Here is a 22,405-nt window from a genome sequence, read left to right as displayed (position 1 = left end):
AAAATAAAGTTCAGAGAAACAGCGGATCAAGCCGCCGCTCCTCTCATCAAGCCACGGACTGGTTATGCAGTCCCGTGACAGTTTTTATATTTTTTGCCGCTGCCGCATGGACATGGATCATTACGTCCAATATTGACAGCCCGGCGAGCCGGTTTTTTCGTTACTTTTTCGCCATCCTCTTTCGGATTGACAGCTTGCCCTTTCGCTACTTCCTCACGCTCCAGGTTGTTGCGGATTTCCGCTTTCATGACATATTTCGCAGCGTCATTTTCGATGGATGTAACCATCTCTTCGAACATCGCGAAACCTTCCGACTGGTATTCACGCAGCGGATCGGTCTGGCCATAGGCACGTAAATGAATACCGTGGCGGAGCTGATCCATCGCATCAATATGGTCAGTCCATTTCGAGTCGATCGCGCGAAGCAGAACGACTTTCTCAAATTCACGCATCCGCTCTTCGGACATTTCGGCTTCCTTCTCATCATACCGCTCGGTAATAGCGTCATTAATAAGAGCCGTGACATCCTCGATCGATTTGCCTTCTATTTGAGCCGCAGTAATGCGTCCTTCCGGCAGCAGATTCGCGCCAAGGAAGTCTTCCAAGCCCTTCACATTCAACGTTGTGCCGTTGTCATCAGTATGCATAGCGATCACACGGTCGACTACGTTACGCAGCATGTTTTCAAGCACTTCGCGGATGTTGTCGGACTCCAGCACTTCGTTCCGCTCCTTGTAAATGATTTCACGCTGTTGACGAAGGACATCATCATACTGAAGCAACCGTTTCCGCGCATCGAAGTTATTGCCTTCCACCCGTTTCTGGGCGGATTCAACAGAACGCGACACCATTTTCGACTGAATCGGCGTGGAATCATCCATACCGAGCTTCGTCATCATATTTTTCATTTGGTCGGAACCGAACCGGCGCATCAATTCGTCTTCAAGAGACAAGTAGAATTGCGTGATCCCCGGATCCCCTTGCCGTCCCGCACGACCACGGAGCTGATTATCAATACGGCGGGACTCATGCCGCTCTGTCCCGATAACCGCAAGGCCGCCAAGTTCCTGGACACCTTCACCAAGCTTGATGTCCGTACCACGTCCGGCCATGTTCGTCGCAATCGTGACAGCACCCGGCTGACCGGCTTCCAAAATAATTTCGGCTTCCCGGCCATGGTTCTTCGCATTCAATACATTATGCGGAATCCCGTACTTTTTCAAGTAGTTCGAAATAATTTCCGAAGTTTCGATCGCCACTGTACCGACAAGGACAGGCTGCCCCTTCTTATGGCGCTCTCTAATATCCTCGGCGACCGCTTTGAACTTTCCTTCCATCGTCGCGTAAATCAAATCTGCACGGTCATCCCGCGCAATCGGACGGTTCGTCGGAACAGCAATAACATTCATATTATAAATGTTACGGAATTCCTCTTCTTCCGTTTTCGCCGTACCAGTCATACCGGCCAGCTTGTCGTACATCCGGAAGAAGTTTTGGAACGTAATCGTCGCAAGTGTCATCGTTTCATTCTGAACTTCCAGGCCTTCCTTCGCTTCAATCGCCTGGTGAAGCCCATCACTATAACGACGGCCTTTCATCAAACGTCCCGTGAAGGAGTCGACAATAACAACTTCGCCTTCCTGCACGACGTAGTCCACATCAATATGCATACTCGCATGGGCTTTCAACGATTGGTTGATCGCATGGTTAAGCGTTACGTGCTTCAAATCAAAGAGGTTTTCGATGCCGAAAGCTTTCTCTGCTTTATCCACACCGGACTCCGTCAGAACAACGCCTTTCGTTGATTCATCGTACGAATAATCCTCTTCCTTCTTCAACGTGATGACAAAACGATTCGCCAAACGGTACAGCTCCGCTGATTTGGAAGCTTGCCCCGAAATGATGAGCGGTGTCCGTGCTTCATCAATTAAAATCGAGTCAACTTCGTCAATGACGGCATAATGAAGCGGGCGCTGTACTTTATGCTCCGAATACAACACCATATTATCCCGCAAATAATCGAAGCCGAGCTCGTTATTCGTAGTATACGTAATATCCGCATCATATGCCTCGCGTTTTTCTTCTTTCGAAAGGCTGTTCAAATTGAGTCCGACCGACAAGCCAAGGAACTCATACAGTTGTCCCATCTCATTCGCATCACGGCTCGCCAGATATTCGTTGACCGTTACGACATGAACGCCTTTGCCTTCAATCGCATTCAAATAAACCGCAAGCGTCGACGTCAGCGTCTTCCCTTCCCCGGTCTTCATCTCTGCAATATTGCCTTCATGCAGGGCAGCCGCCCCCATGATCTGCACGCGGAACGGATACATCCCAAGCACACGACGAGACGCCTCGCGAACCGTCGCAAAAGCTTCTGGTTGAATCGCATCCAACGACTCGCCGTTCGCCACCCGTTCCTGGAATTCTCTCGTCTTTTCTTTCAACTGCTCATCGGATAGACGCTCCATCTCCGTTGCATGTGCTTCTACCTGATCTGCAATTTTTTCAAGCCGTTTCAAATCTCGTTTATTGGAATCAAACATTTTATTCAATACGCCAAGCATATAGGTCACATCCTCATTAAGTTCACCCTTCATTTTACCATTGTAAAAAGCATGGTGCAAATGATGGACGGTTTTCCGGGCCGTGACTTTGGTATTTTGTGGTTTCGAGGGGGTTGATGGTGCGTGGGTGTTGTTTTTGGAGTGACTGTTGGAGGAGGGTGTGCGCGGGAATGCGAGATTATTTGGATGAATGCCAGTATTTTTTGCAGAACGCCCGTTGATTGATTCGACCGCCGATAAACCGTGGCGAACTCCAATTTATCGGTTTGAACGCCATTAACTTGTGCTGAACGCCAATAACTCGCGTTGAATGCCAATTAATCATTTTGAACGCCAATAACTCACGCTGAACGCCAATTAATCGATTTGAACGCCAATAACTCGCGCTGAACGCCAATTAATCATTTTGAACGCCAATAACTCGCACTGAACGCCAATTAATCATTTTGAACGCCAATAACTCGCACTGAACGCCAATTAATCATTTTGAACGCCAATAACCGGGGTTAACACCAGATTATCCGTTTGAACGTCAGATAACCATGGTGAACGCCAGATTATCCGTTTGAACGCCAGATAATCTGTTAGAACCCCAATAAACTCTGCTGAACACCAGATACTTCGGATGAACGTCATGCATCATGTTAAATCAAATTTGATTCCAACAAAAAACCTCCGGATCTCTCCGGAGGCTGGAATGTTAATTCGTTTCGATTAAACCGTATTTGCCGTCTTTTCGTTTATAGACGATATTAGTACCGTCAGATTCTGCATCTGTGAAGATGTAGAAGTTATGGCCAAGCATATTCATTTGGAGGATTGCTTCTTCTTGGTCCATCGGTTTCAGGTCAAACTGCTTTGTGCGGACGACTTGGAAGTCACCTTCGTCAGACGCTTGCTCTTCTTCCTGATTGCGCTCTCTTTCCACGGTTTGTAAGAAAGCAGCGACGCCTTCCCGTTCGCGGAATTTGCGGTTCACCCGAGTTTTATACTTACGGATTTGGCGCTCGAGTTTATCGACAATCAAGTCGATCGCAGCGTACATATCGTCGTGCCGTTCTTCCGCACGCAACGTCAAGTTTTTCATCGGAATTGTGATTTCCACTTTTGTTTGCTTGTCGTTGTAGACCTTCAAATTGACGTGCGCTGTTGCGTTTGCACCTTCAGTAAAGTAACGTTCCAGCTTCAGCACTTTCTTTTCGACATATTCCCGAATAGCTGGTGTTACCTCAATGTTTTCCCCGCGGATGTTAAAGTCTAGCATATGAACTCCTCCTTTGTTTATCCGTTGATATATACTTCTCCATATTGCCCTTGAAGTCCTTCTTTAAACTAAAAAGATTTTTAGAAAGATGTCGAATTGTGACGAAATTACGTCCGAACCCCATTCACTTCCGTCCGGATTTGACACGTAATTTCAATTCATCGACAATCAACCGGGCATTCAACGGCTGTTCTAAGAAATCAAAGCCATACTGATAACCGTTTTGATACCGTTTCTTCCAAACAATCTTGCCTTCTTGCTCAATCGGCTGTTCATAGAGCGTAAATCGCAAGCGAAGGTCCACCTCATGCAATTCAATCGGAATGTCATATTCCGTATATAATTTGGCACCGCCCGAACTAATATCCATCAGCTGGCACCCACCCGGACTGGACGCTTTCGAATGATGCTCCCCGACCAAAAGCCGGAATTCCGCTTCGATCGGTTCATCGAATGTGTGCCTGAAATATTCTGTCCGCTTGTACTGCATGTCGACCCGCTCCATTTCTACGAACCTTCTATCCTCAGTATAGCAAATGTAAAATTAATTATCATTTCTGACACTCTTGCTAATTCAATAATCGATTGGTTCTCTCCATTGTTCCAACTAACGTTTCCACAACTTGCTCATTATCGGCTACCGTCGTATGAATCGTCGCATTCACTTCCTCCAGGGCAGCACTCGACTGCGCCAGCAAATCGGCGAATTCCTTCATCATATTGCCAATGACAGTCGTTTCATTCCTAATTCCCTTCATTTTGGAATCAAACCTTACAAATTGCCCATGGAACGTTTCTAACGTGTCGTGCATCCCCTTGATACGATCTTCTGCCTGTAATGTCACCTGTACTTGTGAATGGAGTTTTTCCGTGCTGTCTGCCAATGCCGTGCGGGATTGTCCATTCACCTTGTTCACGTCCGCTAAATTCATATTAATTTCCGACAAAGTTGTAGCGGTCATGGCAGCGAGCTTCCGGATTTCTTCAGCCACAACGGCAAACCCTTTCCCATGGATTCCTGCCCTGGCTGCTTCAATGGAAGCATTCAGTGCCAACAAATTGGTCTGCTCCGTTATCGTTGCAATGGAGGTTGCCAGCTGATTCGTTTTACCGATATTTGCCGTTAGCGTATCGAATGAGCCATGTAAAGCTTCAAGGGCCGTCCCAACCGACTCGATGCCGGAGCGGACGCTCTGTATGACCGCCACAATGTCCGTGGATTGTTCTTGCAGCTGCAAAGACGCGTCACGCATTGAATCGCTTTCCCTTTGCATCTCGATTACCTCATTCTTCATCCGCTCCGCATTATGTGCAATCGAAGTAATCTGCGTCGCTTCCTGTTCCACAGAACCGGCGACAGAATCCATGATTTCGAGCAGTTCGTGCTGTGCCGACAAATGCCGCTTGGCCGTTTCTCCAATATGATTCAAATCAGCTGCCACCAGCGCGACTTCTGCATTCAACTTGTGATGCTTCCGTTCTTCCTCTTCCGCCCGCATCCTTTGCTCAGCGGTAAATTTCCCTACTTGCAGTTCCAGTTTTTTCGCCTGCTTGATTTGAATGAACAACCCAATCCCAAGCAGCAGAAAGACAAGAATTAAACTTCCTTTGCTCGTCGCCAACTGTTCTTGATATGGATAGCGGACTAAAAAAGTGACGAGCACAAGAAGCGCTAGCGTGAATCCATACCCCATAAGCCCAATTGACACATGGACACTCGTGATGCCGACAATAAAGAATGCGATGCCCGCTGTGGCAATAGATGGATCGCCAATCCACCCATTAAAAAGCGCGGCGCCTGCTGTACATCCGATAACGACCCACGGAAAGATGGTTTCCATCGCTTTTGAACGGCTGGCCAAAACGAATAAAATGACTGCAACCGTGACGGGTATTGCCATACTGATCGTTTTCAAAGTGTCCTGACCGGTCAATAAATAATACAGCGTTCCAATAAAACTGGATGCGCCAAGCGTCGCAAACAGAATGAAATTTTTCTTGCCATATTGCTCCCTTTGAAGGGACTCCCCCATTTCCACTGCCATCATGGCCATTCCCCCTTACCATATGATCCATACTCCAGTTTCAATGCCACTAGTATGTCTATCGTATCATCGGTGAATGACCATTCATATAGTCGGTTACTCCCATTAACATTTATTGCAAATTATAAAATAGTCGTCCTACAAGGAACCGGACACAAAAAAGACTGCGCTCTTGGAAAACCCAAGTCACAGTCTTGTTTAGTTCATTGCTTTGTATCATAAAACCTACCGTCACGTGTCACTTTCCCATAGGGATTAACATAGTTTTTCATATGCTCTTTCTTGGATTGCGTTGCCGAAATATCTGCACGGATCCGTTTGGAATACAAGGTAAGCGATTGAAGAACCTGCTTTTCCAAGGCGACCAAATCACGTCCTGCCACTTCTTCCTCCGGCGTAAAAGGAGGGAACATTTCTCTTTGCAATATATCGCGCTCATCGAGCAGCCGTTCCACTGTGTCAATGATCGAATCCCGCTGATCTTCCTCCAGTTGAGCAGTGGCGAGCAGGAGCTCCTTCGACACATCCTGCCACCGCTTCATCGCCGGCCGGATCATACTTCATCCGTGTGGGCATATTGTTTTTGCCGGTTAATTTGAATAACCTGCTTCCACGTATCGCGGAATTCCGTGATGATGGAAGCCGCTTCGTCATAGTAGTTCACATCATTTTTAATATTTGCTTCCAAGAGACGATTGTTGACAAACTCGTACAAAATCATCATATTTCCAGCGACCGGAACCGAAGTATCCAGCGTCACCATCAGTTCCGAAACGATGGCCTGCGCCTTTTGCGTCGCCGTGTTCTTCTCTTCGATATTCCCTTGATCCAATGCCTTCTTCGCCTGTTGAATAAATTTCAAACAGCCATTATATAACATCAACGTCAACTCACCAGGTGTCGACGTATTCACCGAATTGTTCTGATACGTTGCATATGGATTATTTATTGCCATTATTGCTTGTCTCCTTTAAAGGGATTCCTAGAGAAAAGGAATACATTATTTCACTAGTCCTTACTGTCCACCAAACATATTCATCATGTTCGCCGATTGTGCATTTGCACGCTGGATTGCATTCTCCATCGCGGTGAACTGCTTCCAAAGACGGTTTTCAGTCATCTTAAGACGCTCTTCAAATCGATCGATTTGTTTATTCATATCGTCAAGTGTTCGACCGAGGGTAAATGTATTGTTTACCGCCCCTGTTTTACCTGCACGATCGGAGATTGATTTTTGAGTATCATTAGATATAGTACGTAATTGTTGGGCGAGGCCACCTGGGTCTGTCACTTTTCCATTTGCATCCTTGACGACTTCTTTTGCAAATAACTGATGTACTTTAGATGGATCTGCAGTAATTGCCTCTTTCAATTTATCTTCATTAATAACTAATTTCCCATGATCCAAGTAGTTATTAGATGTAGTTATGCCTATGTCTTTCAAACTCATATCTCCTACTGCTGAAGACAATGCAGTTCGTATCTTTGTCAACATACTAGAGATGTCTGAGTCGTTTCGAAGTGTACCGCTTTTTGCTTTCTCTTCCCAAAGCTCAATCTCTTTTTCTTTCATTTCTTTCTTCTGCTCTGCTGATAGCGGCTGGAATGAACGGTATTTAGGTTCTCGAATTTGTTTGTTCAAATCCTCTATCATCTTATTGTAATCATCGACGTATTTTACAATGGAATCGAAGATTTTGTCTGTATCTGGAGAGGAATTAAATGTGACCACTTTCCCCGCGGTAACTTGTTTTAGATTGACCTCGAAACCGTTGATTTGGAAAGTGTTTGACGAGCGTTGAGTTCTGAGTCCATTGAATGTAAAATCAGCATTTTGACCATTATTCGATGCACCAGTAATTCCTAAATCATTTGCCAAGGTACCCGAAATGACAATTTCACTTCCCCCTTGAATATCGCCACTATTTTTTGCTGTGATTCCAATCTTCCCAGTGTACGAATCAAAAAAAGCATTGACTCCTGTTTCTTTGTTAATTCTTTCTATAACCGACTTAATTGTGTCCTTTGATGAATCAAAATCTAGCGTTATAGCTTCTGTTGGCATTTTACCATTTTTATCAATGGCATTAATAGTTATTCTAGTTGTACTTATTCCCAATTCAGATAGCGTTAGACTGTCAGAATTGCCTTTTGCATTAGCAATTTCTGTCCCTTGCATCGTAGCATTCTTAGCCAACTGATGAATTTCAATCGTACCAGAAAACTCGCTAGAAGAAGAAATATTCTTGATTGCCACATCATCAGGAGATGAAACGGTTACCGTTTTTTGATTAAAGTTCGTTGAAAGAATCATATTATCAAACGTATTTTGGCTAAAATTGAATAACTGACGATTCACTGCTCGGTAATCATCCAACTGCCACTCTAAATATTGTTTCTTTTGTGTAATCTTATCTAAAGGTATACGATTCGCTTTCATCATATCCTTTATTATTGATTCCGTATCCATTCCGGATGCTAGTCCACCAATTCGCATATCATTTAGTCCCCCTTAAATCTTGTGGTCGATGAGTAGTCCGACAAATTCCTTCATGGCGGCGTAGATGTCCATGAGTTTCTTGGAAGGGATTTCGCGGACGACTTCGTCTGTTTTTGAGTCGACGATCGTTACGTAGTATTCGTTCAGTTTGTCATGGAGTTTAAAGCGCAGTTGGGTGTTGACGCTCTCCAGAAAATTGTTCATGCTGTCCGTCATTTGCTGTGCTTTTTCAACGGGCAGTGGCTGTTCGTTGCTGGCTCGTTCCTGTACTTGTGCGGAGATGGCTTGCACTTCCTCCACCATGAAATTTGTTTCTGGCGCTGCACTTTCTGCACTTGAACCGATTTGCGGTACGGTGCTTCCTCCAATGCGTCCAACCATAATCCCAATCCTCCTGTACTTGTGAACTTCGTTATTGTATGTATCGGTTTGTTTTGGATGAAGTTGAGAGGACGGGCAGGAAAATTGGCTTTTCTTTTCGAATACGGCCAAAAACCCGAGGTCTGGTTCACATCGGGTTTATAACCGGCTTGCGGTTTCGTTCAGTTCTTCAACGGTCACTGCGATGTTCTCGATGACGGCTTGATACTCCTTCATCTCTTCCAGAAGCATTTCAATGGCCGCTGTTGTGTCCTCCACCAGATGCAAGTTCTCGTCCATTCCCGCGATGATTTCATTAAAGGTACCCTTCGTTTGTCTGGAGCTTTCCAATCCAACTTCCATTTGTTCGTCTGCCATGGTTAGTGTCTGGACCATTCCGTCCATGAACCGATGATTCAGGCGGATTAACTGAATCATGCGAAAGATGGATTCTCTCGTTTCGTCTGACAGGTTCCGGATTTCCTGTGCGACTCGCTCGTTCTTCAAATCCCTAGGAATAAATGGGATGGCTTCGGCCTCTACCCGAAGGGCCAATAAATTAATATTGTCCGTTATCGTTTTTACGATGTCGATGATTTCGATGACTTCCCAAGAAGATTCTTTCACTACTCTAAACAACTGCTGCACGTCAGAAATACGGGATTTGATTTGTTGCATTTCTTTCCCCAGCCGCTGGGTCTCTTCTCGCCCGGCGACTGCTAACAGCTGCGTTGCAGACGAATTTCTTTCGGACTGTTCCATTGCGCTGGCAGCCTGCTCCCCTTGCTGTTTCACTTTTCTCATGGCTAGCTGGACATGTTGACTGATCACTTGCAGGTTCTCACTTGTCGTTCCGATGTCTGTTTTGATTTCCTTGTTCACTCTGTCATTTTTGCTTTGGATTCCCTGAACGGATTGGGCATGATATTCACTTAAAATTAGCTGTTGTTTCAAATTAAAAACCTTCAGTAGAACCCGAATATAGTGGCTCGCATCCTCCCGATTCACCATCATATTGGAAATCAGATCAACTAATCCATTTTGCAGCATATGGAAAGACGCCCAATACCATTGCGGCTGCATGCCATTATTATCTTGAACTTTCCCTGCAATCAATCTCTTTCGGAAAGCGTCCTTTTCGAATTCCCCATTCAGCATATCTTTTACCTGATTCGTCAGTTGCATCGTCAAACCTTCCATCGAACAATTCTCTTCTATGAATTCCCCGACATCTGGAATGCTTTGTAGCTTGGTAACGAACTGGAGGAGTACCTCATCCAAATAGGGCTCTAATAGGACACCTAGCTGTTTAATTTCCTCTAAATCCGAACGTGAAAGACCGATAACTTCAAAATGATGATCCATTCCATTAAAATTTGGTACCCACTTATCTATCTCACCAGACCCTTGATTATCCCACAATCCATTTGAAAGCCGATCGCTAATCTTCATCCGTATCTCCTCTCGAAAATCATACTTCTTACGTTATTCATCGACTAATTATTAGGATAGTTGAACTAATTCTATGGAATTTATTACAGATTTGAACACTTTTTAATAAAAACTTCAAATAATCGTCGGGAGATTGGGTCTCCAGACGCACATAACTCTTCTGGATGCCATTGGACACCTAGGACAAACCGATGCTTTGTACTCTCCATCGCCTCAATCACTCCATCTTTTGACCGTCCAGTTATCACAAAAGGGCTAGCCACATCGCAGACAGCTTGATGATGAAATGAATTCACACGTATTTCAACCCGCGCCGCAAGTTGGTGCAATATACTATCCTTTGTAAGCGAAACAGCATGGGAAGCATGGCTTTTTGCAGCATGTTGCTTATGTTGAATCAATGGCCCTGCGTGCTGGGCTGTTAGATCTTGATAGACGGTTCCTCCGCAGACGATATTCAATAGCTGCATCCCTCTACAAATACTTAATATTGGCTTGTCGGCATTCAAAAATTGCCGTGCCAGGGCCATTTCCATTTCATCGCGTTCAGGCGTCACTTTGCCAAGATTCGCATGTGGTTCTTCATCAAACAAATAAGGATCAACATCATCCCCTCCTGACAGCACTAACCCATCCAGTGATTCCTCAATTCGCTTCACATCCTGTCCAACTCCAGCTGGAACGAGAAGCGGCACCCCCCCTGCTTGAATAATGGCATGTATGTACGCATCATGAAGAAATTGTTTCGGCCCTTCTGTTAGATCCGTCGTGATTCCAATCAATGGTTTCATTTGTGAATCAACTCCAATCCTTTTTACATGAGTATATGTTGACTTGCTCGCATATCAGCACCGTAGGGGACGTTTCAAAATGGTATATTTTACAACCCCTATAACTATTCAAACTTCTTCATGTGATGACGAAATAATAGAGTAACTACTTTTAGAGAGGATTATCCTATGTTCAAATCCATTAAAATGAAAATTACTTTTACTGTCGCACTCCTATTTATTTTGGGCATATCCCTTATGACTTTTATGACGAATGACCAAGCGAAGAAGCAATCCTCCGTTAACATGATTCAGGCCAGTTCTCCCATAGTGGAAGAAATGAGCTACGGCATTACCAATTATTTATTGCAATATGAAAAGGGATTGGACTTCCTTGTGAATTCAGCCTTCTTCCATAACAATGAATCCGCAGAAATGGAACGTACCTTTTCTCAATTTCTAACTTCCTACCACGGCGCGTCTGCTGTGTATTTCGCATCAACTGAAAGGGAACTGACAATCGTTCCCCACAGTGATCTCGGCGACAGCTTTGATCCAACAACCAGATCGTGGTATCAAGAAGCCGCTGCTTCTCCGCAGACAATTCATTGGTCTGAGCCTTACTTGGACAAAGCCTCTGGAGATTTTGTCATCACCGCTTCGAAAGCGGTTGTGATCCAAGACAAGTTGGTTGGTGTTGCAGCTCTTGACATCCAACTAGCCGCTGTTCAAGAGGAACTTTCAAGTGTTGATCTTGGCTATGGAGGCTACCCCGTGCTGTATGATCAAACCGGGACCGCCATTTCTCATTCGACTAAAGCCGGTGAGAATCTAATGGATCTTCCTGACGTTCGAGCGCTCTATGAAAAAGAAGCTGGTGTAACTCATTTCACTGATGAAAAAGGCGTGCAGCAGATTAATGTCTATACGACAATGCCTGTGTTCGGGTGGAAAGTAGGTGCAGTGTACAATGAAAGTGAAGTATACGGACTGGCAACATCCTTGCGCAATTCGATGCTCATCATTGCGGTCATCACATTAGCCATCATATTGTCCGCATTATTTTTTACGGTACAGCAGATGACAAAACCGATCGGCCGATTACGCAAGTTAATGGATACTGTGGCAAAGGGTGACTTGACTGTGAGGTCTGAAAGTAAGTCTAAAGATGAAATTGGTGAGCTTAGTGCCAACTTTAACACAATGATTGATGAGATGAATACCATTATCTCAGTTGTCCGATTAACTGCCGGAAATGTCCGGTCCAGTTCAGAAAATCTAAGTGCAGTAGCTGAAGAGACAAGTGCATCCAGTGCTGAAGTAGCTCATGCGGTTTCCGAGATTGCAGGAGGCGCCGCAAAATCTGCAGAAGACTCTGAGATGGTGGCAGAACGGGCGGAAGGTCTAGGGATGCAAATTAATGAGATTATCAAGAAAGCAGAAATGATGGCTCAAATTGCCGGTCAAACGAAAACGATGAATGAAGATGGACAAGTTCAAATGATGGGTTTAAACAATTCGTTTACATCTTCTGCAGAACAATTCCGTGCTATGGTTGACGGTTTCAATGAACTGAATGATAGAGTGGCGGCAATTGGCGGCATTATGGATACCATTACAGGTATTTCAACCCAAACCAACCTCCTCGCCCTAAATGCAAGCATTGAAGCGGCACGGGCCGGTGAACACGGAAAAGGGTTTGCCGTTGTGGCAGAAGAAGTCCGCAAGCTGGCGGAACAATCAACCAGAGCCACAGATGAAGTGAAAAATGTAATTCAAGCACTGATGGACGGCTCACAAAATACGTCTAGACAATTAGAAGAAACAATTTCCGCGTTTAAACTGCAGGGAGGCGTCGTCCAAGAAACCGAGTTGACTTTCAATCATCTCTCAAGTCTTATGGAAACGATGCAAGTCTCCATCCAATCTGTATTAAACGAAATTGAGCGAGTTGCCCTGTTGAAAAACGAAGTGGCCCAAACCATTCAAACGATGGCTGCGACAGCCGAAGAAACAGCCGCAGCCTGCGAAGAAGTGAGCGCTTCAACAGACGAACAGTTGCGAGCCATTCAAACCGTGACTGCTTCAGCCGTAACCTTAACAGAATTAAGTGAAGAGCTGAACACGGCGATTGAACGATTTACAGTGTAAGAGCAAAGCGTCAGTGACAACTATGTCCTGGCGTTTTCTCTTTTTTACTCACCAAACCGCAATCGTCCCATCCGTCCTTGACTCCGTCCCGCCTGCGAGCACGCCTGTCTCCGGATTTCGCCAAATGATTTGGCCACGCCCGAACGAACCGTTGTCGAGCGTCGGTACAATCTCATGGCCAAGGCGGGTGAGCGCCTGCGCCAAGTGGTTAGGGAAATTCGGCTCGACATGGACTTTATTTCCTACAATCCACTGCCAACGAGGTGCGTCGAGCGTCGCTTGCGGATTCAATTCATAGTCGATCGTGTTGATGACGACCTGGAAGTGCCCTTGCGGCTGCATGAACCCGCCCATTATCCCGAATGGCCCGATTGCCTGTCCATTTTTCGTTAAAAATCCAGGGATGATCGTATTGAACGAACGTTTACCTGGCTTCAGCACATTCGGATGGCTCGGATCGAGCGAGAAGTCGACACCCCGGTTCTGCAATGCGATGCCTGTTCCCGGCACAACAATGCCGGAGCCGAACCCCATATAATTCGATTGGATGAAAGACACCATATTCCCTTCTTCATCCGCAGCAGCCAAGTAAACCGTGCCGCTTTTCGGCAAATCATATGGCTCGGGTACTGCCGCGCGGTCTGTAATGAGTTGCGCACGCTTTTTTGCGTATTCCGTTGATAATAAATGCTCCACGTTAATGGGCATATCTCGTTCTTCGGTAATGAACGCCTTCCCGTCAACGAATGCCAGCTTCATTGCCTCGATCTGTTCATGCAGCGTTTTTACTGTATTTGGAACAGCCGGGCTTAATTCTGAGAATATATTAAGTGCCATCAGCGTCACGACCCCCTGGCCGCTCGGAGGAATCTCCCACACATCGTACCCTTTGTAATTTGTCGATATTGGATTGACCCACTCCACTTTATACTTTGCGAGATCAGATTTGCGCAAATAGCCATTATGGCCGGCAACATGAGCATCAATTGCATCCGCCAATTCACCGGTGTAGAAGGCATCGGCATCTGTTTCACCAATCAATCGAAGTGTCTTCGCATGCCCCGGCGACTTCCACATGTCCCCAGTCGCAGGCGGGTGCCCATCCGTGGCGAACGTTTTGAACCAATCGTCAAATTCACTGGAATCCTGCGCCTTGAATTTGTTGTAGGCTATACGCCAATATTTACCGAGGATCGGTGTCAGCGGGAATCCTTCTTCCGCATAACGAATAGCCGGGGCCAGCGATTCGATAAGAGGAAGGTTTCCAAAACGTTTTGCCAGCTCTGCCCACGCTTTCGGTACGCCCGGCACCGTAATAGGTTTAAATCCGTATGTCGGAATCTTTCCATACCCCGCTTCTCTCATTGCTTCCAGCGTCAGCCTTTCAGGTGCTGGACCAGATGCATTAAGGCCATGCAATTCATCTTTCATCCAAACTAGCGCAAAGGCGTCTCCCCCAATTCCATTTGAAGTCGGTTCCACCACAGTCAGTGCCGCCGCAGTCGCAATTGCGGCATCTATCGCATTCCCGCCTTTTTGCATGATCTCGATTCCTGCTTGCGCGGCAAGCGGCTGCGACGTCGCGACCATCCCTTTTCGGGCGAAAGCCGCATGGCGAATCGTCGAGTACGGGTTGTACAAGTAGTCCATTTGAAATCCCCCAGTGACAGATGAAATGTTTAGATTATTTTAATTATAAAGGAAAATATAGCAGGTTGATATAGTTTATTTTCGACTAACGAATTATTTTAGCGAGCGAATGAATAAAGTAGCTTCCCTGAAAATACCAGAGAGATTTTTCTATCTCTTGTCTCATTCTAATATGTTTTCTTGCTATAATGATAGACGGATTTATGAAAAGACTTTGTAAATCTATCAATTTCTTTATTGGAGGATGGAATTTTGAAAGGTTGTTTAACAGTTTTAGCAGTACTCTTGTTCATTGGCTTGTTAATTAAATTCCCCGCATTCTTTCTCGGTGCAGCAATTGCCATTTGGGGATTCGCCCTCATAAAGAAGCAAAAAGAGGCCGGGCTGAAAACAAAAACAGCGCCGGCTATAATAATTATAGGAGTAGTGGTTGCTTTAACAGGATGTGTCGGTTCATTCGATGACGAATCGGCAGAAAAATCGGGGACGCCACAAGTCGAAAAGAAATCACTGAAGGAGACTGCTCCAGATCCGGTTACTTCCGAAAAACCGACGGAAGAAACAAAGCCGGAAAGCGACAAGAAAGTCCCCGTTGCCGGAGGAAGTGCGACCGAAAAGAAACCTGCTGCCACCAGCAAACCAGGACCTGTAAAAAAGACGGATACCGCAGGGACAACAAATCAAATTCCCGTCACTCTCCTGAAGACAGTGGATGGAGACACGATTAAGGTGCGATATAACGGCGAGGAAATCAATATCCGCTATCTTTTAATTGATACGCCGGAAACAAATCACCCGCGTCTAGGCAAGCAGCCATTCGGCGAAGAAGCGAAAGAACGCAACCGGCAATTAGTCAATAGCGGCAAGCTCACAATCGAATTCGATATCGGTGAACGATACGACAAATACGACCGACTGCTCGCCTACGTATACGTAGACGGAAAAAGCGTCCAGAAAACATTGCTTGCAGAAGGCTTAGCACGTGTAGCGTACGTCTACCCGCCAAACACCCGCTACCTTACGCCTTTCGAAGAAGCACAAGCAGCAGCCAAGAAAAAAGGGCTCGGCATCTGGTCCGTTGAAAACTACGCGACCGACTCCGGATTCAACAGCGACGCAGTCGCCACAAATAAACCAAGCAATACACAAACCAAGAAACCAGCAGCACCATCTACAACAACGAGCAAACCAGCCGCCACACCAAGCACGGGCAGCACAGGCGGAAGCGAATGGTTCCAAAACTGTACTGAGCTTCGTAAGAAATACTCGGCTGGTGTGCCTCAAGGACATCCAGCTTATCAGGCGAAGATGGACCGGGATAAGGATGGGTTTGCTTGTGAGAGGTGAGTAGGATGGGCAGTTTTTCATTGTTTGATAGCCATGGAATTTCGGGAGATGTGCTCGATTATGTCTGCTAACCTCTCGTCGGTTAAGAGCTCGAATACGTCTGCGAACCGCTCGTATACGTCCGCAAACCACTCGTATATTCCGGGAACCGCTCGATTCCACCCGCGAACCGCTCGTATATTCATTTGAACGCTCGTATACGCCAGCAAACCACTCGTATATCCGGATGAACGCTCGTATACGTCCGCGAACCACTCGGATATTCGGTTGAGCGCTCGAATACATCCCGATAGGCTAGTGAGCATAATAGCAATCAGATTAATTAGCAAACCATCAGCTACTGTAACAAGCAGCTTGATCAAACAAGTGTTAGTCCTTATGGAAAATCCACATACACAAAAAACCGCTTATCCAAGACATCCTTCTTGGATAAGCGGCTCATATCTTATTTATCGCATGTATTTTAACTTAGTTGAAAGGCATTAGAAAGTAGTCTCTGCATCATTGTACTTTTTTCAGCTGACGACTTCCGCCTGCGTATCAAGAAGGCCTTTCGTGAACACATCCATCTTCGCATCAATCATTTCAAGTCTCTCATCCGCTTTTACCATCCAACCCTTGATGCTATCCACATCTTCCTTTAATGTAGCTACGTCTGCTTGTAGCGTTCCAACATCCGATTTCAATATTTGAACGTCTACTTTCAATGTCTGAACGTCTGATTTCAAAGTTACAATATCAGCTTTAATTTCAGCGATATCTGACTTTATTTCAGCAATATCCGATTTTAACTCATCCTTGTTTTCCTTTACTTGAGCAGATAATTCAAAAATAGCTTGTAAAATGGTTTCTTGACCGATCGATTGACTCATTTCCATCCCTCCTCTGCTAATATTTTTTTGTTTTATATGAAGGTCATCAGTTACGTTGAATACGGGTCGACACATTTCACTCTATTTTGACTCATTCTAACATAGAAATAGCCGTATATATACTCTTAATAAAAACGATAAAGTCTGTTTTATATAAATGATGTCTTTAAGGTTCGCGAGGTAAAACTTGGTGCATAAAAAAGATGTCCCCCCTTCAATATTTAATAGAAGGACGGACATCTCTCCTCGAATACATACTCCGAGATCACTCTTAAATCTACTAGCATTTCAAATGTCCAGCTCCATCCCCTCTTCTGCCACATGGAACCCGTTCGCTTCCACGACACGTCTTGCCTCGCTACCTGGATCGAGGACAGGATTGCTATGGTTGAAATGCGTGAAGTAAATAATCGTCTCCCTAGCGATCTCCTTCAGCCGCGCAATTGAGTCGATAATGAACGGGTGTGGAATATCCCTCAGATCTCGGTCGATCCTTCCGCTGTCCGCGAGATCATCGGGGCTGAAAAACGTCGCATCAAGCAGGCAGATATCCGCTTTCTGGCACGCGTCTGCTACATCTTGCCCCCATTCGTTCCAGCTGTCGATATCCGGTATGTATAAAACCCTTTTCTTCGGTCCCTGTATCCAGAATCCGAACGTCTCGGAAAATTCATTACGGTGCGGAACGTCGATAGGTGTCACTGTGACATCTTCTGCCAGATGAACCGGTTTCCCGTCCTCGATCTCTCGTAGCCGGATGTTGCCAAGATCCGTCAGTTGCCGCCACGGGGCATGCGTCTCTAGCATCCGCTTCATCATCGTACCGGCGTAGACAGATACGTCCGACGTGCTCATCGCCTCCTTGCCAAGATACATCAGTCCCGGATAGTGGCCAATATGGGCATGGGTCAGCAGAATGCTGTCCATCACGTGGCCTTCCAGCCCGAACTTGCGCTGCAATAGGATGAGCTGCTCCTTGAAATCGGGCGAGGCGTCGATCAAATGCCATTGGCGTTTCTCGGGAAGAATGACTGCAAGCGATGCCGCTCTCCGCTTCCACGCTGGATACTCCATCGCCCGCGTGCAGTTCTTGCAATAACAATTCGGCTGCGGCACACCCGCATCCTGCGCAGTGCCAAGCACTTGAAGTATCACTTTGCCCATGCCGGTACCTCCTCTTTCTCTTCTGGTTGAATCATTGCCGGTTCTGTGCTGTAAATCTTCTTCTTAATCGTGAACCCGGTGAAACCGAATACGAGGTTCACTAGCGGCACAAGAAATACAAAAAACGCATAAGGAATGAATTGCCCTGGACTAATGCCGAACATGCCGGCCGCAAATACAGCGGGCACACTCCACGGCACTAGGTTGATGCCGACCGTACCGGCCGCTTCCACGCAGCGCGATAGATTGACTGTATCAACACCCATCTCTTTATACTTCGGAACGAACGTCCGAGATGGGAGAACAATTGCAAGAAATTGCGCGCCGCTCGCGAGCGCAACAACAAATGTTGAAAAAATAGTCGAGGCGATTAGACTTCCTGCCGACCTGACACTTGCCATCATTTTGCGTGTAAGCACTTCGAATGAACCTGATTCTTCGAGAATTCCACCGAGCGCTGTCGCAATTACAAGCAGTGCGACCGTGTTCAGCATCGATGTCATACCGCCTCGGTTCAAAAGCGAGTCGACCGCCGGAACACCTGTCTCAGCGGTGAAGCCGCTCGTCATTGCCTGGATCACTGCACTCACCGGCATGCCTTGGACAAAAACCGCCACAACCGCCGCAAACAGACCGACGCCGGCAAGCGCCGGAACTGCGGGTACCCGTTTCACCATAAGAACGATCGTCAGTACAGGCAACAGTAAAAGTAGAGGATGAATGACAAATTGATCAGCCAGGCCCGCCTGGATCAATCGAATTGACTCAGCATCTGCCGTTCCTGCACTTGCGAACGACCGCCCAACAATGGCATATAGTACAATCGACAGCCCGAACGCCGGCAACGTATCCCATAACATGTGACGAATATGCGAGAACAGATCGGTCTCCGCGATTGCCGGCGCAATATTCGTTGTATCGGAAAGCGGTGAAAGCTTATCTCCGAAATACGCACCGGAAATCACTGCCCCGCCAACAAGTCCCGCCGGAAACCCGAGTCCGTCGCCGATCGCCATAAATGCAAGGCCGACCGTTGCGATTGATGTGAACGAACTTCCAAGCGTAATCGACACAATGCCTGTCACAAGGGCTACAATCGGCACGAACACGGACGGATGGATCAGCGACAAGCCATAATAAATAATTGCAGGTATGACCCCACTTGCCATCCATGAACCGACAATCAGCCCGATTAAAAGGAGAATAAACACCGCAGGCAGCGTCCGCCCCACTCCGCGCACCATCATCTCCTGCACATCTATCCATTTAAACCCTGCCATGGTTGCTACCAGAGCCGCCGCCAATACACCAATCACGAGCGGCATCAGCATTCCTGCTTTCCATACGAATACGGACAATGACGCCGCACCCACCAGCACGACAACTGGCAATGCCGTTAGCCACACAGGCATCTCCTTCTTCATATCCTCATCTCCTCTAATCTAGTTGAAATAAATAAAAAAGCCCCCATCCCTCTCATAAGAAAGGGACGGAAGCTCCGCGGTACCACCCAAATTAGCAGAATTCATCTGCTCACTCAATCCAGATAACGGCTGGCTGCCGGACACACAGTCTGCTCCCTGCCTGTAATTCACCCATACGCCCCGCTTGGTTCGCACCACCCACCAAGTCTCTGATTTCAAGGAATGCACGGCTACTTCGGACAGCTCATCACATTTTTTCTAATAATAGAGCGGCAAGTCTTATTTGTCAATTTATATTTCAATTTAAACCGTGAGGCTTTTACTGAGAGCCACATTGATCTGTCTGGAAGTGAAGTCCGTAATGTGTATTGAAGTTCAATACATAATCCCCGTAAAGGGAGCGACCGAAAAAGCGAAAGAAATTACAAGTGTTGTCCTTATTTCAATTCACGCTCCCGATGAAGCGACAAGCTGAGGGGCAAGGAAATTTCATTCCATGCACCCCATTTCCTAAATAAACCACGATATTAATATCATTTTCTTGAAATAATTGCAGTTGAATCTATATGTCCTCGTTTCGGTCACTTACAATCTGTTAGTCGTTGTGTTGGCATCTATGTTTTCGTTGTTTTAACAAGTGTATTAATCGATCGCCTGTTTAAGTGTCTCCACTACATAGCCCACATCTTCATCAGTCATTTGAGGAAATAAAGGCAAAGTCAACGCATGCTCGTACCATCTCTCCGCAAAATTACAGAGTCCCCTCTGGTATCCCCTTTCTTGATAGACAGGATGCCAATAAACCGGAATATAATGGACATGCACTCCTATATTCATCGCCCGCATCTCATCAAAAATGTCCCGCCTTGACTTCCGAACAATTTTCTCGTTCAATTGAATCATATACAGATGCCATCCAGAAACGGTTCCTTCCAACTGCCATGGCAGACGAATCCCGTCTACATCACACAACAATTCACCATACAACGTAGCAAGCTCACGCCGTCTTTCAAGAAAACCGTCCAATTTATCTAACTGCGAAAGGCCTAACGCAGCCTGTATGTCATTCATCCGATAATTAAATCCAAGATCGGTCATCTCATAATACCAGTCGCCTTGCTCTATTGAATAAGGAGTTTTAGAGATCCCATGGCTCCTGAACAGCTTAAGTTTCTCATGGAATTCTTTAGAGTTTGTTGTGATGATTCCACCCTCTCCTGTCGTGATCGGTTTTACAGGATGAAAGCTAAACATCGTCATATGAGCTTGTGAACCCACTCTTCTGCCCTTATATTCGGCACCTAGCGAATGGGCTCCATCTTCAATCACTATTAGATTGTGTCGCTTCGCAATTGACAAGATTTCATCCAAGTCTACCGGCTGTCCAGTAAAGTCAACTGGAATGATAGCCTTGGTTTTAGAACTAATTACCTGATCAATTTTTCTCGGGTCGATATTGTAAGTAACCGGATCGATATCTGCAAATACCGGAGTTCCTCCACAATAAAGCACAGCGTTAGAAGTTGCCGCAAAGGTGATGGGAGTGGTAATTACTTCATCCCCTTTGCTGATTCCTGCAGCAAAACAAGCGCCATGCAACGCTGCTGTGCCGTTTGAAAATGCCACTGCATAATTTGCTCCTACATAATTCGCAATGGCGTTTTCAAATTCCTCTACTTTGGGTCCTTGTGTTAAGAAGTCCGAGCGTAAAGTGTCATATACTGCTTTCATATCAACTTCATCAATAGATTGCCTGCCATATGCCAAAAAATCATTTCGTTTATTCATCACTAAGCATCTCCCAGCTTAGTGGATCTCCTTTTTGTAAATCACGAGTTGCTTTAAGCTTGAGAATTTTCTCGAAGTATTTCGGTTTCAGTCCGTAACCCGGCCGTATTACGCGGATATTTTCCATAGTAAAATGCTCTCCCTTTTTTATATCATTTGTTACGTATATGGAACGTCTAAATTTTAAGGAAGCTTTTTCAGCATTTGTTGGGCCATAAGAAACATTGCCCATTGCCTGCCAGGCTCTTTCCGTTTCGACCACTAAATCTTTCATTTCATCCGGCTCCATTGAAAAAGAAGAATCTACCCCGCCCTCTTCACGTGACAATGTAAAATGCTTTTCAATTACTGTCGCTCCTAAAGCAACACTTGCAATAGAGACCCCAGTGCCCATTGTATGATCTGACAAGCCTACCTGGACGCCAAATAATTCTTTCATATGAGGAATTGTAAGTATATTAGTATTTTCAGGCGTAGCCGGATAAGTGCTTGTACATTTTAGTAAAATGATATCTTTACATCCTGCTTCACGAGCTGTCCGAACCGCTTCATCCAACTCTGCAACGGTTGCCATCCCAGTAGAAATAATCATAGGCTTGCCTGTAGAAGCCACCTTCCTGATTAATGGAATATCATTGTTCTCAAAAGAAGCAATCTTATACACTGGAACTTCTAACTCTTCCAGGAAGTCAACTGCTGTTTCATCAAATGGAGTACTAAAAGGAATCATTCCTAGTTCCTTTGCATAATCAAATATAGGCTTGTGCCATTCCCATGGTGTATATGCCTGCTGATACAGCTGATATAGATTATTCCCTTGCCACAGACTTTCGGGATCATCTATTTGAAAATCAGGGTTTTCTATATTTAATGTCATGGTGTCCGCCGTATAAGTTTGTATCTTCAAAGCATCTGCACCTGCATTTGCGGCAGCTTCTACAATTTTAAGTGCCCGTTCAAGCGATTGGTTATGGTTGCCGGACATTTCAGCAATAATAAATGGTTTTTCTTGCAAACCAATAGTTTTTTTTCCTATTTTAATAGATGGCAT

19 protein-coding genes and 1 other annotated feature are annotated in these 22,405 nt (G+C 45.7%); of the genes, 2 read left to right on the top strand and 17 right to left on the bottom strand.

Annotation, left to right across the window (positions count from 1 at the left end):
• Nucleotides 1-62: 62 nt before the first annotated feature.
• The 10 genes from secA to L7D49_RS16990 form a co-directional block, all read right to left on the bottom strand.
• The gene (gene secA / locus L7D49_RS17035) at nt 63-2,567 is read right to left on the bottom strand and encodes a preprotein translocase subunit SecA (protein ID WP_238083114.1); all 2,505 of its coding nucleotides are present in this window, start codon (nt 2,565-2,567) and stop codon (nt 63-65) included.
• Nucleotides 2,568-3,267: 700 nt separating this feature from the next.
• Nucleotides 3,268-3,831, bottom strand: coding sequence for a ribosome hibernation-promoting factor, HPF/YfiA family (gene hpf / locus L7D49_RS17030; protein WP_238083112.1), 564 nt, complete (start codon nt 3,829-3,831; stop codon nt 3,268-3,270).
• Nucleotides 3,832-3,955: 124 nt separating this feature from the next.
• A complete protein-coding gene (locus L7D49_RS17025) occupies nt 3,956-4,336 on the bottom strand; it encodes a PilZ domain-containing protein (RefSeq protein ID WP_238083108.1) in 381 nt (126 codons plus the stop codon).
• A gap of 64 nt (nt 4,337-4,400) precedes the next feature.
• Complete coding sequence (locus L7D49_RS17020; RefSeq protein WP_238083106.1) at nt 4,401-5,879, bottom strand: methyl-accepting chemotaxis protein; 1,479 nt, start codon at nt 5,877-5,879, stop codon at nt 4,401-4,403.
• Between the two features lie 200 nt (nt 5,880-6,079).
• Nucleotides 6,080-6,418, bottom strand: coding sequence for a flagellar protein FliT (fliT, locus tag L7D49_RS17015; protein ID WP_238083104.1), 339 nt, complete (start codon nt 6,416-6,418; stop codon nt 6,080-6,082).
• Between the two features lie 11 nt (nt 6,419-6,429).
• Entirely contained in the window at nt 6,430-6,831 is a 402-nt protein-coding gene (fliS, locus tag L7D49_RS17010; RefSeq protein WP_238083102.1) for a flagellar export chaperone FliS, read from the bottom strand.
• 60 nt (nt 6,832-6,891) lie between these two features.
• Nucleotides 6,892-8,373 carry a flagellar hook-associated protein 2 gene (locus L7D49_RS17005; protein WP_238083100.1) on the bottom strand — a complete coding sequence of 494 codons (1,482 nt, stop codon included), beginning with the start codon at nt 8,371-8,373 and terminating at the stop codon, nt 6,892-6,894.
• A 15-nt stretch (nt 8,374-8,388) separates the two neighbouring features.
• Nucleotides 8,389-8,757 carry a flagellar protein FlaG gene (flaG, locus tag L7D49_RS17000; protein WP_238083098.1) on the bottom strand — a complete coding sequence of 123 codons (369 nt, stop codon included), beginning with the start codon at nt 8,755-8,757 and terminating at the stop codon, nt 8,389-8,391.
• Between the two features lie 138 nt (nt 8,758-8,895).
• Entirely contained in the window at nt 8,896-10,188 is a 1,293-nt protein-coding gene (locus tag L7D49_RS16995; RefSeq protein ID WP_238083096.1) for a globin-coupled sensor protein, read from the bottom strand.
• An 83-nt stretch (nt 10,189-10,271) separates the two neighbouring features.
• Nucleotides 10,272-10,979 carry a gamma-glutamyl-gamma-aminobutyrate hydrolase family protein gene (locus tag L7D49_RS16990; RefSeq protein WP_238083094.1) on the bottom strand — a complete coding sequence of 236 codons (708 nt, stop codon included), beginning with the start codon at nt 10,977-10,979 and terminating at the stop codon, nt 10,272-10,274.
• A gap of 168 nt (nt 10,980-11,147) precedes the next feature.
• On the opposite strand from L7D49_RS16990, the gene L7D49_RS16985 reads away from it, so the two are divergent.
• Nucleotides 11,148-13,109 carry a methyl-accepting chemotaxis protein gene (locus tag L7D49_RS16985; RefSeq protein WP_238083092.1) on the top strand — a complete coding sequence of 654 codons (1,962 nt, stop codon included), beginning with the start codon at nt 11,148-11,150 and terminating at the stop codon, nt 13,107-13,109.
• A gap of 48 nt (nt 13,110-13,157) precedes the next feature.
• Here L7D49_RS16985 and L7D49_RS16980 read toward each other — a convergent pair whose 3' ends face one another.
• A complete protein-coding gene (locus L7D49_RS16980) occupies nt 13,158-14,759 on the bottom strand; it encodes a gamma-glutamyltransferase family protein (RefSeq protein WP_238083091.1) in 1,602 nt (533 codons plus the stop codon).
• A 252-nt stretch (nt 14,760-15,011) separates the two neighbouring features.
• Between L7D49_RS16980 and L7D49_RS16975 the strand changes: the two genes are divergently transcribed.
• A complete protein-coding gene (locus L7D49_RS16975) occupies nt 15,012-16,106 on the top strand; it encodes a thermonuclease family protein (protein WP_238083089.1) in 1,095 nt (364 codons plus the stop codon).
• Between the two features lie 17 nt (nt 16,107-16,123).
• Here L7D49_RS16975 and L7D49_RS16970 read toward each other — a convergent pair whose 3' ends face one another.
• The 6 genes from L7D49_RS16970 to pseI form a co-directional block, all read right to left on the bottom strand.
• On the bottom strand, nt 16,124-16,468 hold the full coding sequence (locus L7D49_RS16970; RefSeq protein ID WP_238083087.1) for a hypothetical protein: 345 nt from the start codon (nt 16,466-16,468) through the stop codon (nt 16,124-16,126).
• 153 nt (nt 16,469-16,621) lie between these two features.
• Nucleotides 16,622-16,978 carry a hypothetical protein gene (locus L7D49_RS16965; RefSeq protein ID WP_238083085.1) on the bottom strand — a complete coding sequence of 119 codons (357 nt, stop codon included), beginning with the start codon at nt 16,976-16,978 and terminating at the stop codon, nt 16,622-16,624.
• A 288-nt stretch (nt 16,979-17,266) separates the two neighbouring features.
• Nucleotides 17,267-18,142, bottom strand: a complete 876-nt coding sequence (locus L7D49_RS16960) for an MBL fold metallo-hydrolase (RefSeq protein WP_238083083.1) — start codon at nt 18,140-18,142, stop codon at nt 17,267-17,269.
• Nucleotides 18,130-19,566, bottom strand: coding sequence for a Na+/H+ antiporter NhaC (nhaC, locus tag L7D49_RS16955; protein WP_238083081.1), 1,437 nt, complete (start codon nt 19,564-19,566; stop codon nt 18,130-18,132). The genes L7D49_RS16960 and nhaC overlap by 13 nt, the downstream gene beginning before the upstream one ends.
• Before the next feature lie 58 nt (nt 19,567-19,624).
• Nucleotides 19,625-19,823: a binding site (T-box leader), on the bottom strand.
• Nucleotides 19,824-20,208: 385 nt separating this feature from the next.
• A complete protein-coding gene (gene pseC, locus L7D49_RS16945; RefSeq protein WP_238083077.1) occupies nt 20,209-21,354 on the bottom strand; it encodes a UDP-4-amino-4,6-dideoxy-N-acetyl-beta-L-altrosamine transaminase in 1,146 nt (381 codons plus the stop codon).
• Nucleotides 21,347-22,405 carry a pseudaminic acid synthase gene (pseI, locus tag L7D49_RS16940; protein WP_238083075.1) on the bottom strand — a complete coding sequence of 353 codons (1,059 nt, stop codon included), beginning with the start codon at nt 22,403-22,405 and terminating at the stop codon, nt 21,347-21,349. Before pseI ends, pseC begins: the two co-directional genes overlap by 8 nt.

This window comes from Sporosarcina cyprini, from assembly GCF_022048975.1.
GTDB lineage: Bacteria > Bacillota > Bacilli > Bacillales_A > Planococcaceae > Sporosarcina > Sporosarcina cyprini.
The sequence above is the reverse complement of the archived record's forward strand: the minus strand, read 5'-3'. Positions and strand labels throughout refer to the sequence as shown.